Genomic DNA, 15,677 nt, shown 5'->3' with positions numbered 1-15,677 from the left:
GCCGCCGGGCCCGCCAGATTTAACATTCGGATTTGGGTTACAGCAGCCAGGTCGAGATGGCCGGGAAATAGAGCAACAGGCCGAGCACCGCTATCTGGATGAAAATGAAGGGCACCATCGAGCGATAGATATCAGTGAGCGTGATGTCCGGTGGCGCCACGCTTTTGAGATAGAAAGCAGCCGGTCCGAAGGGTGGCGAGATGTAGGACACCTGCATGCTCACCGCGAAGAGAATGCCGAACCACACCGGGTCATAACCGAGCTGGACGACGATGGGCACGAAGATAGGCAGGCAAAGCATCGCGATGCCGATCCAGTCGAGGAACATCCCCAGCAGCAGGAAGATCAGCATCATCACCAATATGATGACGAACGGCGCTACCTCGAGACCGGTGATCGCCGACGAGACGAAGCGGTTGCCGCCCATAAGGTTGTAAACCCCGACCAGACAGGCCGCACCGATACCAATCCAGACGATCATCCCGCAGGTTTCCAGCGTTTGAGTCAGGCTTTCCTGCAGCAGCTTGAGGCTGAACTCGCCGCGTATCAGCACTGCCAGCAGCACGCCCAACGCCCCCATCGCCGCCGCCTCGGTAACCGATGCGATGCCACCATAGATGGTGCCTAGCACCAGCCCGGCAATGGCGACCGGAAAGAACATACCCTTGAAGGCTTCGGCCAAGGTGAGCCGTGGCTGGTTGATGTCCTTCTCAAGATGCGCACCGCCCATGTGCGGATAGCGCATGCACATGATCACCACGTAAAGCATGTAGCTGCCCATCAGCAGCGCTGCGGGCATGATCGCGGCCTTGAACAGATCGGCGATGGAGACGCTGGCGATCAACCCGTAAATGATCAGCACGATCGACGGCGGTACCATGGTGCCCAGCGAACCACCGGCGCAGACCACGCCGATGGCGATACGCTTGTCGTAACCCAGGCGCAGCATCTGCGGCAGCGCCAGCACGCCTAGCAGGACGATTTCACCACCGATGATTCCGGAGATTGCGGCCAGAAAGAACGCAACGACGATCGTCTGCACCGCGACGCCACCCGGCAGGCGTCCGGCGAAAAAGCGCATGGCATTGAACAGGTCCCGCGCCAATCCGGACCGATCCAGCAGGCCCGCCATGAACACGAACATCGGCACAGCGACCAGCGAATACTCGGTGATGAAGCCGAACATGCGGCTGGCCACCAGCGGCACGCCCACCGGGCCGAACCAGCTCAGGGTGAAACCTGCGGCGACCAGGCCGGTGACGAAGGCCAGCGGTAGGCCCAGCACCAGCAGCGCGAAGATCGCGAAGATCATCAGGTAGGTTGCGATCTCGATGCTCATTTCGCGGCGTCCGAATCAAGGCGTGCACGTCGGTGAGTCGCTATTCGCACCACCTGTTGTACGGCCATGAGCGCGATGGAGACCAGGATGACAATCTTGGTGAAGGCCGGCAGCGGCTGGTTCCAGGATGAGCCGGAGGTTTCCAGGCGCCAGCTTCCATCAGGAGCGTGCGTCGCGTTGTAGGCCAAAACCCAGGCGGCGTAACCGATGGCCAGGCAGAAAAGGATACCCAGCACCAAATTCAACAGTTCGAGCCAGCTCCGCTTACGGGGCGAAAGCCGGTCGAGCAGCAGGCGAATCTGGATATGCCGGTTGGTGGCCAGCGCGTAGGGCCCGCCCAACGCAAAGATGCTGGCGACCAGAAAAGTGGTGGTCTCGTGCGCCCAGTCGGTTGGCGCGCCAAAGCCGTAGCGCATGACGACTTCGAACACGCTGACCAGCATCGCGAGAAACACCAGCCAGGCAATCACCTGGCCGCCGCGTCGAATACCGCGATCAAGAACCCCGTGCCCGGGCTCGGGGGCGCAGGCGTCAAGATGATCGTCAGACGAAGGTTGAGGTTTTTGCAAAGCGAAACTCCTCGGACCGCCCGGCCACAGCCGGGGAGTCGTTGGTCATCGAAGAAAGGAGCCGCGGTGCGGCTCAGAGCATGCCCTTGTCCTGCAGATAGGCCTGGATCGAATCCACCGCCTCCTTGGCCTGCGGGCTGCGATCACGCCAGCGCGACCATTCATCACGCGCCGACTGACGGAACATCTTCAGTTCGTCTTCAGGGAGTGAGGTCAGCGTCACGTCGGCTTTCTGCTTGGCCAGCGCGACCTGCTCCTGGTCTTTTTTCTGCAGATCGCTGACCAGTTGCTCGGTGAAGGCATCGACCGAGTCTTCGAGAGTCTTCTGCTGCTCGGGTGACAGGTCATCCCAAAGCGCCTTGTTCACCGAGATGTCTTTCATCGGCATCGAATGGAAGCCCGGGTAGACAGCGAACGGCGCGTACTTGTGATAGCCCTGCTGATAGTTGGTAGAAAACACCGTGTAGTCGGCGGCGTCGATCACACCCTTTTCCAAGCCGGTGAAGACCTCTGAGGTAGGCAGATTCACCGGCGTGGCGCCGACCAACTTGAAGATGTTGGAAACCATGCCCTCAGGCGCACGGACCTTCAGGCCTTTGAGATCATCGAGCGCCTCGATCTTGCGCTTGCTGATCAGCGATTCCGCACCGACAGCGCCGGCGCGAATGAGGTGAACGTTGTACGGCTCGACAAGGCGGTTGTAACCCGCCTCACCGCCGGCGTTGCGCATGTAGTCCAGAAATGGCTCAGGTCCGGTCCAGGCGCCGACCATGTTGCCGTAGATCGCGAACGCGGGATTCTTGCCCGAGAAGTAGCCGGGGTCGGTTATATGGCCCTGAATGATTCCCGCGCCAACGGCGTCCAGCGTTTCGTTGTTGCCGACGATGGTGCCGGTCGGCAGCACCTCGATGGTGATTTCACCGTTGGTTTTTTCGCCGACGCTTTTCGCCCACTGCTGGGCGATCCGGTATTCATCGTCGCCAGCGTTCACATTGATCTGGAATTTCCATTCCTGCTTGGCGAAGGCACTGCCGGAAACGAGGACCAGGCTTGCCGCGAGGCCAAACCCGAGACGATGGATGTTCGATTTCATAGCGGCCTCTCCGATTATTTTTATTAGGCATTCGAGTGATGCGCCGGCGATGCATGGAGCAAGCAGGCGTCCTCGTTGAACCAGAGCGTAGAGAGACAAGACATCATCAACAAATATATATTTCGGCCTTACCCATACATGAATGGATATGCCAAATGAAGCCGATCAACAGCAACTGGTTTGTCCGGGCACGGCTGAAAAGCCGTCACATCCCGCTGCTGGCGGCCCTTGGCGACACCGGAAATCTCAATCGCGCCGCTATTGGACTGGGCATTTCCCAGCCGGCCATTTCGAAACTGCTCAAGGAGCTGGAAGACGGGCTCGGGGTGGAATTGTTCGAACGCCACGCACGGGGTGTCGTCCCGACCCTGTATGGCGAAGCCATGATCCGCCACGCAAGGCGCCTGTTGAACACCCTGGATAGCGCCTACAGCGAAGTCGACGCACTGCGTCACGGGCAGCAGGGACACGCACGCATCGGCACCATCCTGACGCCCTGCGCGGAACTGCTGCCGGAAGTCATCCGTCGCGCCAAGCAACGCTTCCCGGCGCTGGAAGTGACCATTCGCACAGGTTCCAGTCGTGACCTGCTGGCGATCCTGGATGACGGTGAACTGGACTTCCTCGTGGCGCGGTTTTCGGCTGGCAGCCAGCAGGACGATTTGCACTTCGAGCCGTTGGCCAGGGAGCCGCTGCAGATCTGCGCACGCGCCGGGCTCATAGAGGGCCCCATGTCGCGCGCCGAGCTAAATGCGGCAGATTGGGTGCTGCCACCGGCTGGTAGCGTGTTGCGTCAGGAATTCGATGGGCTGTTTCAACGCGTCGGCATGCGCCCGCCGAGAAAGGTGGTGAACGCTGAGAACTTGTTGATGGTGACCACATTGGTCGAGAAGGACGACATGCTCACCGTCCTACCGCGCGACGTGCTGGCGCACTACGCGCGCTACGGCATGATGGCGGAAATAGAAGTCGACGCCAGCATCGACGCCGATCTGAATCAGGGCCTGATGGCGTACGGCATCATCACCAAGACCCGTCAGCAGCTGTCGCCAGCTGCCGGTAGCGTGCTCGAACTGCTGCGCTCTACCGCTCGGGAAATGGGGATGGGTCTGCCGGAAGCGGCTCACTCATAGCAGAGCGAGCCGCTCCTCATTTCAGACTGCCGCGTCGGTGGTTTCACCATCCAGCAGACGCTTGATGCCCAGCGGGTTGGCGTTCTTCAACGCCTCCGGCAGTAACGCATCCGGGAAGTTCTGGTAGCACACAGGCCGCAGAAAGCGATCGATCGCCAAGGTACCAACAGACGTACCGCGCGCGTCCGAAGTGGCCGGATAAGGCCCGCCATGCACCATCGAATCGCAGACTTCCACCCCGGTGGGATAGCCGTTGAGCAGTATCCGTCCCGCCTTTTGCTCCAGCAGCGCCACCAGATCGGCCGCCTCGGCCAGATCACTGGCTTCGGCAATCAGCGTTGCGGTGAGCTGGCCATGCAGGCCCGACAACGCGCGCATCAACTCAGCCCGATCAGCGACTTCGATCACGACGGTAGTCGGGCCGAACACCTCTTCCTGCAACAGCGGATCACCTTCGATCAGCAGTTGTGCATCCGCCTTGAACAGCTGCGGTTGCGCCTGATTACCTTGCTGGTCCTTGCCGGCCAGGTGACTGATTCCGGAATGGCTCTTGAGATGCTCTACCCCGCTACCGTAACTGCTGAGCGTGCCGGCATTGAGCATGGTCTGCGCGGGCTGCTCGTTCATAAAGCCGGTCAGCTGCTCCAGGAAACCGCTGAATTCGGGGGAGCGCACACCGATGACCAGGCCAGGATTGGTGCAGAACTGACCGCAGCCCATCACCACCGAAGCGGTCAGCTCGTTGGCGATTGCGTCGCCGCGGTTCTTGAGCGCATCAGGCATCACCACCACCGGATTGATGCTGGACATCTCGGCGAATACAGGAATCGGTTGCGGACGCGCCGCAGCCATGTCGCAAAGGGCGCGACCGCCGCGCAGCGAGCCGGTGAACCCCACCGCCTGGATGGCCGGGTGCTTGACCAGCCATTCGCCGACGCCACCACCGTAGATCATGTTGAACACGCCTTTGGGCATGCCGGTCTTCTCCGCAGCGCGGATCACTGCGTCAGCGACGCATTCGGCCGTCACCATGTGGCCGCTGTGTGCCTTGAACACCACCGGGCAGCCTGCCGCCAACGCCGATGCGGTGTCGCCACCCGCTGTGGAGAAGGCCAACGGGAAGTTGCTTGCGCCGAACACGGCTACCGGGCCAAGGCCCATCCGGCATTGACGAAGATCCGGTCGTGGCAGTGGCTTGCGCTCCGGCAACGCGCGGTCGATCCGCGCGCCGTAGAAGTCGCCGCGACGCAGCACCTTGGCGAACAGCCGCATCTGGCCGCTGGTGCGGCCTCGTTCACCCTGAATGCGAGCGGCCGGCAATGCCGTTTCGCGGCAGACCAGCGCGACGAAATCATCGCCCAGGCCATCCAACTCATCGGCGATGGCGTCGAGAAATTCGGCTCGCCTGCTGGCAGACAGGGAACGGTACTGAGGATAGGCGCTGGCCGCTGCTTGCGCGGCAGCATTCACTTCTTCTTCAGTAGCCTGGTGGAATTCATAGGGCAAGGTCTCGCCGGTGCTGGCATCAAGGCTTTGCACGATGACTGTGCCTTTCGCGCTACGAGCGCCGGCGATGTAGTTTTGACCGCTGATATCGGGCATGGAATGTCTCCTCTGATTACATGGATTCATGAGGCTTCGCCCTGTCCGCTACGAGCGAAGAGCTTGAAACGAGGCAACCCGGCAGACATACATGCGCCGGGTTGTGTTGCAGCCAATCGCTGGCTTGGAGGGACGTCAGAGTGGCTTCACGCCGCCCGGGGAAATACCCGGTGGGCAAATGCTGATGCCGTTGCGCAGCGGTGCGCCAAACTCGTCCAGGCTGACTTCAAACTGATCACCCGGCTGAGCCTTGATCCCGTCCGCAAACGAGAGCGTTGCAGTACCGAAGAAATGCACATGGACATCACCCGGACGCAGGAACTGTGCGTACTTGAAGTGGTGATACTCGAGATTCTCCAGGCTGTGGCACATGTTCTCCTCGCCGGACAGAAACTCCTTCTCCCAAAGCACCTCACCACCGCGACGGATGCGACTGGTTCCCGCCAGATGTGCTGGCAAGGATCCAACCCGCAACTCGGGTCCAAATGAACAGTAGCGCAACTTCGAGTGCGCTAGGTACAGGTAGTTCTTGCGCTCGAGTACATGGTCGGCGAACTCGTTGCCCAGGGCAAAGCCCAGACGATACGGCCGTCGGTCATCGCCGATCACGTAGAGGCCCGTCAGCTCCGGCTCTTCACCGTAGTCCTCGGCGAACTCCGGCGCCGGGAAGTCTCCACCAGGACGCACCACGATGCTGCCATCACCCTTGTAGAACCATTCGGGCTGAGCCCCGACGTCACCCGGCTTTGGGCGGCCGCCTTGCATGCCCCAACGGAACATCTGCATGGAGTCGGTGAGCTTGGTGTCATCCTGCTCGCCCTGTTGATGCATCTTGTCACGCGTCGCGGCGCTGCCCAGGTGAGTCAGACCCGTGCCACTGACCAGGCAATGGGCGGCGTCTTCGTGATCGAGGGGTGGCAACACGCGTCCCGCCTCGAGCACGTCTCGGTACAGCGGGCCGGGCTCACGCGCATGCGTCTGGATCTGATCAGCAAGGCTGCGCCCGGCCCGTATCGCGTCCATCGCCAGCTCACGGGTGCAGCTCGCTCCGGCGAGGACCTCGACACGCTCACCGGTGACCAGTCCCACCTGCCTGCGACCTTGCTCGTTTTCGAATTGAATCAACCGCATGCGCACCTTCCTCTCGTTGTGATGACGCCCGCCTCATGGAGGTTCGTTGCGATCACTTTAAAAACCGCCTGCGCTGGTGCCTAATGACGGCTTCTGATTGAGCGATAACTTCCAGTCATCCCATGATTGCCGCCCTCCCCTCCATCGTTTCCCGCCTTCGGCTCAAGCAGCTGCGGTTGTTGATTGCCCTCGACGAGCAAGGATCGCTGCATCGCGCCGCCGAGCAGGTGTTCATCAGCCAGCCCGGCGCGACCAAGTCGTTGCATGAGATCGAAAACACCTTCGGCGCCGAACTGTTCACCCGTAATAGCCAGGGGTTAGTGCCCAACGACCTGGGCCGCTGCGTAATCCGATACGCGCGGCTGATCCACAGTGATCTGGCGCACCTGCGTGAGGAAATGGTCGGAATACTGCAGGGCCAGGGAGGACGGCTCTCCGTGGGTACGATAATGGGCGCGGTGCCGATGCTCATGCGTGCATTGGGCCGGCTGCGGCAAAAGCAGCCCGAGCTATCGGTGGAGATCATCGAGGACACCAGCGCGCGATTGTTGGGCTTGGTCGACCAAGGCCGGCTGGATCTTGCGATCTGCCGAAGCAGTGTCAGCCAACGGCCGGACGCATACGACTGCCTGACGCTACACCCCGAGCAACTAACAGTTGTGGCTCACCCGGACCACCCAGCTGGGCACGCAGGCACGCTCACCCTCGCAGATCTCAGCATCTACCGCTGGGTGGTATACCCCGCCAACATGCCCATGCGCCTGTTGCTGGAGCGCGAGTTCAGCCAGTGCGGTTTGGAGTTTCCGCGTTATCCGGTAGAGACCGCGTCTACCTTCACGATGCTCAGCCTCCTTCAGGAAGACCCGGAGCTGGTCGCGGTAATGCCGTTGGCCGTTTCCGAGTTCAGCGAGAAGTTCGGCATGATCCGCCGGCTGCCGTTGGCGCTGCAGTCACGTAGCGAACCCTACGGGGCAATCGCCCGGCGTGGCAGTACGTTGTCGGCCGCCGCCCTGCTGCTGCTGGAAGAGTTGCAGACCGAGCAGCTCTCGGTCTGACGGCCGCGGCAATATGAGTTGCGAGCCTGCTCAAGGCCGGTCGTTATGCCCCAGGCTACGCTGCGGATCGATCTGGTCCCGTACCCGCTGCTTCAGCTCCTTGGCTTCGGGAAATCCGCCATCCAGCTTGCGCTCCCATATCTGCACGCCGTCACAGCTGATGTGAAAGGTTCCGCCTGTTGCCGGGACCAGCGAAACCTTGCCCAGGTCATCTGCAAAAGTGGAAAGCAGCTCCTGAGCGAGCCAGGCGGCGCGAAGCAACCACTGACATTGAGTGCAATAGGTGATGACAATTTCCGGTTTGATATCGGCCATTGGGCAGCGCTCGGATCGCGGATTGGCCGCCTATAATAGCCGCCATTTCGCGCGCTTCCGTCTGGTGTTGCCATGTTCCGCTTCCTATTCTTGCTGTGCTTGCTGCTCCCTTTTGCAGGCGTTGCTGACACTCGTCCGAGTACCGGCCTGGTACTGTCCGGCGGCGCCGCGCGCGGTCTCGCTCATATCGGTGTGTTGAAGGCGCTGGAAGAACAGGGTGTGCAGATCGACGCCATCGCTGGCACCAGCATGGGCGCGGTCATCGGCGGACTCTACGCGTCTGGCTACAGCGTTCAGGAACTGGAAGAACTGGCGCTCGAACTGGATTGGCAGCAAGTGCTCTCCGACGATCCTCCGCGCCAGGACATTCCGTTCAGACGAAAGCAGGACGACCTCGATTTCCTGGTCAAACGGAAGCTGAGCTTTCGCGACGACGGCAGCCTCGGCTTGCCTCTCGGGGTGATTCAGGGACAGAACCTGGCGCTGCTGCTCGAACGGCTGCTGGTGCATGCTAGCGATACGAGAGATTTCGATCGCCTGCCCATTCCATTTCGCGCAGTCGCGACCGATATCGCCAACGACAAGAAGGTGATATTCCGCAGCGGTCATCTACCACAGGCCATCCGCGCCAGCATGTCCATTCCGGCGGTGTTCGCACCGGTTGAGGTGGATGGCCGACTGCTGGTCGACGGTGGCATGGTCGACAACATTCCCATGGACGTCGCCCGTGACATGGGCGTGGATCGACTGATCGTCGTCGACATCGGCACGCCACTGCTGCCGCGTGAGCAGCTCCTGACGGTGGTCGACGTACTCAATCAAACGACTACGATGATGACCCGACGCAACTCCGAAGCGCAGCTGGCCACGCTCCGCCCGGAAGACCTGCTGGTGCAGCCGATGCTTGCCGCCTTCGGCTCCACGGACTTCGATCGCGCCGAGCAACTGATCGATGCCGGCTACCGCGCCGCCGAAGCCTTGCAGGGTCGTCTCGCCACAATGCGCAGCGAGAGCGGCGGAAATCTTGCCTTAAGTCTTGCCCGGTCCGCCGAACCGCGTACGCCGCTGATCACCGCAGTTCGGATCGAAAATGATTCGAAAGTTGGGGATGCCGTGATTCGCCGTTACATTCGCCAGGACGTCGGTAAACCGCTTGACCTGCAGGACCTGCAAAAGGACATGGGCACCCTGTACGGTTTGGATTATTTCGAGCAGGTCGAATACCGCGTCGTTCACGCCAGCGCGGGCAATACGCTGGTGATCACGACCCGGGAAAAGCGCTCCGGCACCGACTATCTGCGCCTGGGCATCAACCTCTCGGATGATTTTCAAGGCGACAGCGCGTTCAACATCGGCGCCAGCTTCCGCAAGAATGGCATCAACGAACTGGGTGCCGAGTGGCTCACACGCCTGCAGCTGGGAGATCGGCAGGAGCTGTTCAGCGAGTTCTATCAACCGCTGGATGCGGGCTCGCGTTGGTTCGTCGCGCCCAACCTGATCGCCGAAGCGCGTAATGTCGATGCGATTCTGGATAACGACCCCATCGCCGAGTACCGACTGCAACGGTACGGCTACGGGCTCAACCTGGGACGCCAGATTTCCAATAACGGTGAAATCCGATTCGGTATCGGGCAGAGCTGGGGCGAAGCCAACATTCGCGTTGGCGATCGGCAGTTACCGGACTTCAGCTTCGAGGAAGGCTATTACCAGCTCCAATACTCGTTCGACACGCTCGACAATGTCGACTTCCCGCGCGAAGGAGAGGATATCGGCCTGGGGCTACGCCAATTCGACCCAGCGCTCGGCTCGGATGAACGTTACCGGCAATGGGAAATCAGCCTGGACAAAGCCGTCAGCCAAGGCGTGAATACGTTCGTCCTTGGCGGCCGCTACGGACGCACACTGGACGAAGCCGAGGTGGTTACTTCGAGTTTTCAACTGGGCGGGGCGCGGCAGCTATCAGGATTTCGACAGGATGCCCTTGCCGGCCAGAACATCAGCCTGGCGAGGATAATCTACTTCCGACAGATGACGCCGCGTTCATTTCTGCCGCTGGATTTTCCGCTCTATCTTGGCGCCTCGCTGGAGCGCGGACGGGTGTGGAACAACGACAACGATTTCGACAGCGGCTACGTCAATGCGGGCAGCGTGTTCATAGGCTATGAAACCCCGTTGGGGCCGTTGAACTTCAGCTACGGGCTGAACGATGAGGCCGAACGCGCGCTGTATATGAACCTTGGACGCAGCTTCTGATGGCTGCGCCCGATGTCGCGGTCGATGTTGCGGTCGATTATCGTCAGGCGATCTGCGCGAGCAAATCGTTGACCTGTTGGCGCTGCGCCTCGTCCCCTTCAGTCGCCAGGGTTTCGAGAATGATGCAAGCGCTCTCCATGTCGCCCTGCTTGATGTAGGCAACGGCCTGGTTGAGCCGCACCAGATGTTCCGGGTTCGGCTCGAGTTGACGAAGCTCCTCGGCTGTCGGCTTTGCTTCGACCGGCTCATGATTGCCAAGCAGCAAGGGCAGCTCGCCAAGCGTCAGCGCTTCGTCGAAGCCCTCAATCAACGGCTGCGCCGGAAGGGCTCGCGGGGATTCTAACGATGGGTCCCGCGTGCCAGGCTCGAATGCCGGATCGAGAAAGTCAGCCTCCAGCGACTCGTTCAGCACGAACGTGATATCCGGATCGAGGAAAACATCAGGCATCGCCGGTTCAGTGGCAGCCACTGCCGAAGCAAGCGCGGGATGCAATGCCAGGAGCTGGTCAAGGTGAGCGCGTGCGCCACCGGCATCCAGAAAGCCCGTGGCCGCCGAACTGTAGGCCTCGACATCACCAGACTCGGCCAGAAGCCCGAGGTAGCGCAGACGGATATCCAGCTGATTCGGCGTGCGCTCGATACCTCGCAGCAGAACATCGAGCGCCTCGTCACGACGACCGTAGGTGATATAGATGTCCGCCGCCTCAAGAACGTCAGTCTCGCTGACCGAGGCCTGCGCCGGCTGCCGGGGCATCTCCACGGCGGCAGGTGCAGCAGGTGCAGCAGGTGCAGCAGGTGCAGCTACAGCCGCAACAGGTTGCGGCTGCACCGCTCGCACAATTACGGGTTCCGGTGCCCTGGGCTTGTTTCGCCGGCCAAGCCAGAGCGCCCCGAACAACAGAGACGCCAGCACGGCACCGACAGGCAAGGCCCAATCCTGCCACCTGAATTGCGGTGCTGGCTCAGCGACCATCACCGGAACAGCGGCCGACTCCGCACCGGCTTGGGAGACATCATCTGCCGCCACCGCCTGCTCCGGAGCGACAGCCTGTTCGGCCCTTTGCTCCACCAATTGCGTGGTTACGGTTTCAAGCTGGGACTGCATGTCCATCAGCATCTGCTTGAGCTGCTGGTTTTCCTCGCGGCTGGCGGCCAGCTCTTCGAACAGTTGACGACGCAAGGTCGCGACCTGATCGTCGAGCAGCTCAGGGTCAGCAGATGCAGGAACGGGCAAGGGCAGAGAGTCAGCGATGGGTGCAGTTACCGGCTCTTGGGCGGGCTCGGTAACTGATGCCGTGGTCGCTTCAGCCCAGTCCGGCAAAAGCAAATTCGCACCGGCTTTGAGCCGCGCGGCATCGCCACCGGTGAACGCATCGGGATTCAGTGCCTGGATATCCTGCATGAAGCGAGACTGTGCACCGCGGCCGCCGCCGGTGTAGAGACTGGCGATCGTCCAGAGGCTTTCACCCCCTGCTACCAGGTGACGCTTGCCCTGTACAGCCTGAGGAAGCTCGGTCGGCGGAACGAAACGTGATGACTCGTCGCGAACCGGAGAGGCGCTCTGCGGAACGCTGTAGGCCACGTCGCTGACGGGCTCTGGCGTGCTCGGCATCGGATCGAGCAGCACTGTGTACTCACGGAGTATCCGGCTTCTGGCGCGGGTGATCTCGACCAGGAAGTTGAGGTAAGGCTCGCGTACCAATTTATTGGACGCCACCCGGATTCGGCTGCGATTGCCGTCGATCACCGGCGTGAAAATCAGGTCCTGTAGAAAATCCACGCGCTCGACACCCACGCGTGAGAAGTCACTGCTGGAGGCCAGCACGACGCGGACCTCGTCTGCCGATAGATCGCCTACGTCCAGCAGCTCGATATCCGCGCTCAACCGCTGGTTCAGCGCAGAATGGAGCGTGATATCGCCCATTCCCAGTGCCGATGCCATACCTGAATAGATCAGGGAGCCCGTGGCTACTGTTAACAAGACTCGACGACCTAGTGCCATGGCATCTCCGCAAGCGGCGCTCGGCGCACGTCTGCCGAGTCCACTGTCCGATAGTTGAACTGTGACGCGGTTATCGACTGAATATGCAAAAGGTTGAAGCAGTTCGTCGGTTAACGCGATAAGGCATTGTGCCATCACTCGATGGCATCGCCTAGCTACGTGGGACAGACGGTGGTGGACGGAGTCGCCTTAATGCAGGGGCAGCTTGGAAAGTAGCCGCACGAAAGCTAGCTACTCGACGTCAGTTGCCCTTCGCGCTTTGGGAGAAGCATTGGCAGGGGCGTGTCAGCGTTTGGCTGTGACCAGGTTAGCCAGGATCCGCTCATGTACCTGCTGACATTTGCGCAGATCAGCTTCGTCGATGCCATCGAACAGCTCTTGCCGCACCTGGGTGGAGATCGCTTCGATCCGTTGGATCAGCGGGCGAGCCGGAGCGCCCAGGGTGATGAGCTTGGCCCGACGGTCGCCGGGGGCAGGTTTGCGATGCACCAACCCTTGCGCTTCGAGACTGTCCAGCAGTCTCGCCAGCGTTGGCCCCTCGACTGCCACGCTCTGTGCAAGCTCGCGCTGTGTCGGGTCGTGATCGAATCGGGCAAGGTGCAAAAGCACCAACCAGCGAGCCTGGGACAGGCCAAGATCGGCGAGCCGACGATCCAGTTCAGCGCGCCAGCCACGCGAGAGTTGTGCCAATTGCATCGCGAAGCGGTGTTGGTCGGGATACATGGAACGGTCTTTCCGGAAAAACTAATTATTAGCGAGCTAACCACAGCTCCCGAATAGAGGCAAGGCGACTATTGGCGCGGTGCGTAACCCTGTGTTGCAGACCGCCGTGCTAGACGGCGCGGCGAACAAGCGAAGCGTTGTCATGGAAGCCGGTCAGTTGGTGGATCAGAGTTCGAACTCAGCCTGCAACGACGCGCGAACACAGAACAGGACAGCCTCAGGTACGCGGCCGGCAAACTGCTCGGCCAGTGCCGCAACCGGTGGTAACTCGCCTTCGCCGTCGAGAAACGCTTCCTGGATTTCGCTCAGCAACTCCTCGGGCAAATCCAGCGCCTGCTCCAGGCTCAGCTGCTGCTGGCCGATGGCTTCAGCAAGCATGGCGTATACATTCTTTTCGCTGCAGTCGAGTTGGCGAGCGATCTGCGCGGGCGTCATCCCGGCACGTGCGAGCGTAATCAATTCATGACGGACATCCGCAGGGGACCTGACGGCCTTCGCCGTGCCCTGCAGCACTTCCAGGAAGGCCTGGCCGTAGCGCTCCAGTTTGCGGGCGCCGACGCCACTGATCCGCGCCATGTCGCTGAGAGCCGCCGGCTGGCTCCGCAGCATTTCCAGCAGTGTGGCATCCGGAAAAATCACATAAGGCGGTACGCCGTGCTCCTCAGCCAGCTTGCGACGCAGTGTACGCAGTGCCTCCCATGTCTCCCGTTCTTCGCTGCGCACCAACTGGCTGGCTGCGCTGACTGAAGATTTGGCCGTCTTGGCCGTCAATTCTCGGCGCAGCTCCAGCGTCACCTCGCCACGAAGCAAAGCGCGGCAGCTGTCGCTCAAGCGCAAGCCGCCGAAACCTTCGAGGTCGACGTCAGCCAGACCTCGCGCCACCAGCTGGCGATACAGCGAACGCCACTCTCCTTCGGAAAGCCCCTTCCCAACACCAAACACAGAGAGGTGCTGGTGGCCGAGGCTACGAATCTTCTCGTTGTCGCGGCCCAGAAGAATGTCAACCAGATGCCCAACACCGTAGCGCTGACCGCTGCGGTAGATGGCTGACAGCGCCTGACGTGCCGGCTCGGTGGCATCCCAGGTCTGCACGCCATCGACACAGTTGTCGCAATGCCCACACGGCTCGGGCATCTGCTCGTCGAAATAGGCCAGTAGCACCTGGCGGCGGCACCGCGTCTCCTCGCACAACGAGAGCATGGCGTCGAGCTTGTGCTGCTCGATGCGCTTATGCCGGTCGTCGCCCTCGGAGTTGTTAAGCATCTGCTTGAGAAAGATCACGTCCTGCAGCCCGTAGGCCATCCAGGCGTCTGCCGGCAAGCCGTCTCGACCCGCACGACCGGTTTCCTGGTAATAGGCTTCAAGCGATTTCGGCAAATCCAGATGCGCGACGAACCGCACGTTGGGCTTGTCGATACCCATGCCGAACGCGATGGTTGCGACCATGATCAGGCCTTCCTCGTTGAGGAAGCGCTTCTGATGAAACGCCCGCAGGTCGTTTGGCAGACCGGCGTGATAAGGCAATGCGGGGAAGCCCTGCTCGGTCAGGAAGGCCGCAATGTCGTCGACCTTCTTGCGCGACATGCAGTAGATGATGCCCGCATCGCCGCGCCGCTCCGCCAGGAAGGCCATCAACTGCTTGCGCGGCTGTTCTTTCGGCACGATGCGGTAAAAGATATTCGGTCGGTCGAAACTGGATAGGAACCGCTCGGCGTTCTCCAGATGCAGCCGCTGGACGATTTCTTCCCGAGTCCGCTTGTCCGCTGTGGCGGTCAGTGCGATGCGCGGCACGCTGGGAAAGAACTCCGCCAGCTGCCCCAATTGAAGGTACTCCGGACGGAAATCGTGTCCCCACTGGGAGACGCAATGCGCTTCGTCGATAGCAAAAAGACCGATCTCCAGACGCTGCAGAAAAGCCAGCATGCGGGGCTGGACCAGGCGTTCTGGCGCCAGATAGAGCATCTTTATTTCGTTACGGCGCAGGCGATCAGCGATGTCGCGCTGCTGCTCGGGGGACAATGTCGAGTTCAGGGCTGCGGCGGAAACGCCCAACTCATCAAGGGTCGCGACCTGGTCGTCCATCAATGCGATCAGCGGCGAGACCACGACTGCAAGGCCATCGCGAAGCAGTGCCGGCACCTGATAGCACAACGATTTGCCACCACCGGTCGGCATCAGCACCAAGGCGTCATCGCCCTCGGCCACACGCTGGATGATCGCACCCTGGTCGCCACGAAACGCGTCGTAGCCGAATACATCTTTGAGAATGCGCTGTGCCTGATCGAGCATGCCGGTCTCCGAAACAAGACGCGGGAGTATACGCGACCCGGCAGCAGCGTTCAGGCAGAACACTGCGCTAACGCGATAACCGGGTCGTCTGCCCTCTCCTGTGGAACTCCTGGCCAATTTTTTCATCAGTCGAAGGCGAAGGGGCGGGAAATTCCTGGCAACCACGGCAGCAT

General features: G+C 61.1%; 12 protein-coding genes. 3 read left to right on the top strand and 9 right to left on the bottom strand.

Going from position 1 to position 15,677, the window contains the following annotated elements:
- Positions 1–37: 37 nt before the first annotated feature.
- From NA619_RS16160 to dctP, 3 genes are all read right to left on the bottom strand, one after another.
- Entirely contained in the window at positions 38–1,339 is a 1,302-nt protein-coding gene (locus NA619_RS16160) for a TRAP transporter large permease (RefSeq protein WP_255962874.1), read from the bottom strand.
- Positions 1,336–1,908, bottom strand: a complete 573-nt coding sequence (locus tag NA619_RS16155) for a TRAP transporter small permease subunit (protein ID WP_255962873.1) — start codon at positions 1,906–1,908, stop codon at positions 1,336–1,338. Before NA619_RS16155 ends, NA619_RS16160 begins: the two co-directional genes overlap by 4 nt.
- 73 nt (positions 1,909–1,981) lie before the next feature.
- Positions 1,982–3,001, bottom strand: coding sequence for a TRAP transporter substrate-binding protein DctP (gene dctP, locus NA619_RS16150; protein ID WP_255962872.1), 1,020 nt, complete (start codon positions 2,999–3,001; stop codon positions 1,982–1,984).
- Positions 3,002–3,156: 155 nt separating this feature from the next.
- On the opposite strand from dctP, the gene NA619_RS16145 reads away from it, so the two are divergent.
- A complete protein-coding gene (locus NA619_RS16145; protein WP_255962871.1) occupies positions 3,157–4,134 on the top strand; it encodes a LysR substrate-binding domain-containing protein in 978 nt (325 codons plus the stop codon).
- Between the two features lie 21 nt (positions 4,135–4,155).
- On the opposite strand, the gene NA619_RS16140 is transcribed toward NA619_RS16145, so the two are convergent.
- Positions 4,156–5,736 (bottom strand): aldehyde dehydrogenase (NADP(+)), encoded by a 1,581-nt coding sequence (locus NA619_RS16140; RefSeq protein ID WP_255962870.1) that lies wholly within the window; start codon positions 5,734–5,736, stop codon positions 4,156–4,158.
- Positions 5,737–5,871: 135 nt separating this feature from the next.
- Positions 5,872–6,867, bottom strand: coding sequence for an AraD1 family protein (gene araD1 / locus NA619_RS16135; RefSeq protein WP_255962869.1), 996 nt, complete (start codon positions 6,865–6,867; stop codon positions 5,872–5,874).
- A 122-nt stretch (positions 6,868–6,989) separates the two neighbouring features.
- Here araD1 and NA619_RS16130 point away from each other — a divergent pair, with 122 nt between their 5' ends.
- The gene (locus tag NA619_RS16130; protein ID WP_255962868.1) at positions 6,990–7,922 is read left to right on the top strand and encodes a LysR family transcriptional regulator; all 933 of its coding nucleotides are present in this window, start codon (positions 6,990–6,992) and stop codon (positions 7,920–7,922) included.
- A gap of 30 nt (positions 7,923–7,952) precedes the next feature.
- Here NA619_RS16130 and NA619_RS16125 read toward each other — a convergent pair whose 3' ends face one another.
- A complete protein-coding gene (locus NA619_RS16125; RefSeq protein WP_255962867.1) occupies positions 7,953–8,237 on the bottom strand; it encodes a SelT/SelW/SelH family protein in 285 nt (94 codons plus the stop codon).
- Positions 8,238–8,309: 72 nt separating this feature from the next.
- Between NA619_RS16125 and NA619_RS16120 the strand changes: the two genes are divergently transcribed.
- Entirely contained in the window at positions 8,310–10,490 is a 2,181-nt protein-coding gene (locus NA619_RS16120; protein ID WP_255962866.1) for a patatin-like phospholipase family protein, read from the top strand.
- A gap of 43 nt (positions 10,491–10,533) precedes the next feature.
- Here NA619_RS16120 and NA619_RS16115 read toward each other — a convergent pair whose 3' ends face one another.
- The 3 genes from NA619_RS16115 to recQ all read right to left on the bottom strand — a co-directional run bounded on the left by NA619_RS16115 (position 10,534) and on the right by recQ (position 15,504).
- Positions 10,534–12,492, bottom strand: coding sequence for a FimV/HubP family polar landmark protein (locus NA619_RS16115; protein WP_255962865.1), 1,959 nt, complete (start codon positions 12,490–12,492; stop codon positions 10,534–10,536).
- 285 nt (positions 12,493–12,777) lie between these two features.
- On the bottom strand, positions 12,778–13,215 hold the full coding sequence (locus NA619_RS16110) for a MarR family transcriptional regulator (protein WP_122164803.1): 438 nt from the start codon (positions 13,213–13,215) through the stop codon (positions 12,778–12,780).
- 165 nt (positions 13,216–13,380) lie between these two features.
- Positions 13,381–15,504: a DNA helicase RecQ gene (gene recQ / locus NA619_RS16105; RefSeq protein WP_255962864.1), complete on the bottom strand. Its 2,124-nt coding sequence runs from the start codon at positions 15,502–15,504 to the stop codon at positions 13,381–13,383.
- Positions 15,505–15,677: the final 173 nt, after the last annotated feature.

The organism is Stutzerimonas stutzeri (genome assembly GCF_024448895.1).
GTDB classification, from domain to species: Bacteria; Pseudomonadota; Gammaproteobacteria; order Pseudomonadales; family Pseudomonadaceae; genus Stutzerimonas; species Stutzerimonas stutzeri_Q.
The sequence above is the reverse complement of the archived record's forward strand: the minus strand, read 5'-3'. Positions and strand labels throughout refer to the sequence as shown.

Coding starts and splice junctions, on each gene's coding strand:
- recQ (WP_255962864.1), bottom strand. CDS start 15,504: ATGCTCGATCAGGCACAGCGCATTCTCAAAGATGTATTCGGCTACGAC.
- dctP (WP_255962872.1), bottom strand. CDS start 3,001: ATGAAATCGAACATCCATCGTCTCGGGTTTGGCCTCGCGGCAAGCCTG.
- NA619_RS16120 (WP_255962866.1), top strand. CDS start 8,310: ATGTTCCGCTTCCTATTCTTGCTGTGCTTGCTGCTCCCTTTTGCAGGC.
- NA619_RS16160 (WP_255962874.1), bottom strand. CDS start 1,339: ATGAGCATCGAGATCGCAACCTACCTGATGATCTTCGCGATCTTCGCG.
- NA619_RS16130 (WP_255962868.1), top strand. CDS start 6,990: ATGATTGCCGCCCTCCCCTCCATCGTTTCCCGCCTTCGGCTCAAGCAG.
- NA619_RS16125 (WP_255962867.1), bottom strand. CDS start 8,237: ATGGCCGATATCAAACCGGAAATTGTCATCACCTATTGCACTCAATGT.
- NA619_RS16110 (WP_122164803.1), bottom strand. CDS start 13,215: ATGTATCCCGACCAACACCGCTTCGCGATGCAATTGGCACAACTCTCG.
- NA619_RS16140 (WP_255962870.1), bottom strand. CDS start 5,736: ATGCCCGATATCAGCGGTCAAAACTACATCGCCGGCGCTCGTAGCGCG.
- araD1 (WP_255962869.1), bottom strand. CDS start 6,867: ATGCGGTTGATTCAATTCGAAAACGAGCAAGGTCGCAGGCAGGTGGGA.
- NA619_RS16145 (WP_255962871.1), top strand. CDS start 3,157: ATGAAGCCGATCAACAGCAACTGGTTTGTCCGGGCACGGCTGAAAAGC.
- NA619_RS16115 (WP_255962865.1), bottom strand. CDS start 12,492: ATGGCACTAGGTCGTCGAGTCTTGTTAACAGTAGCCACGGGCTCCCTG.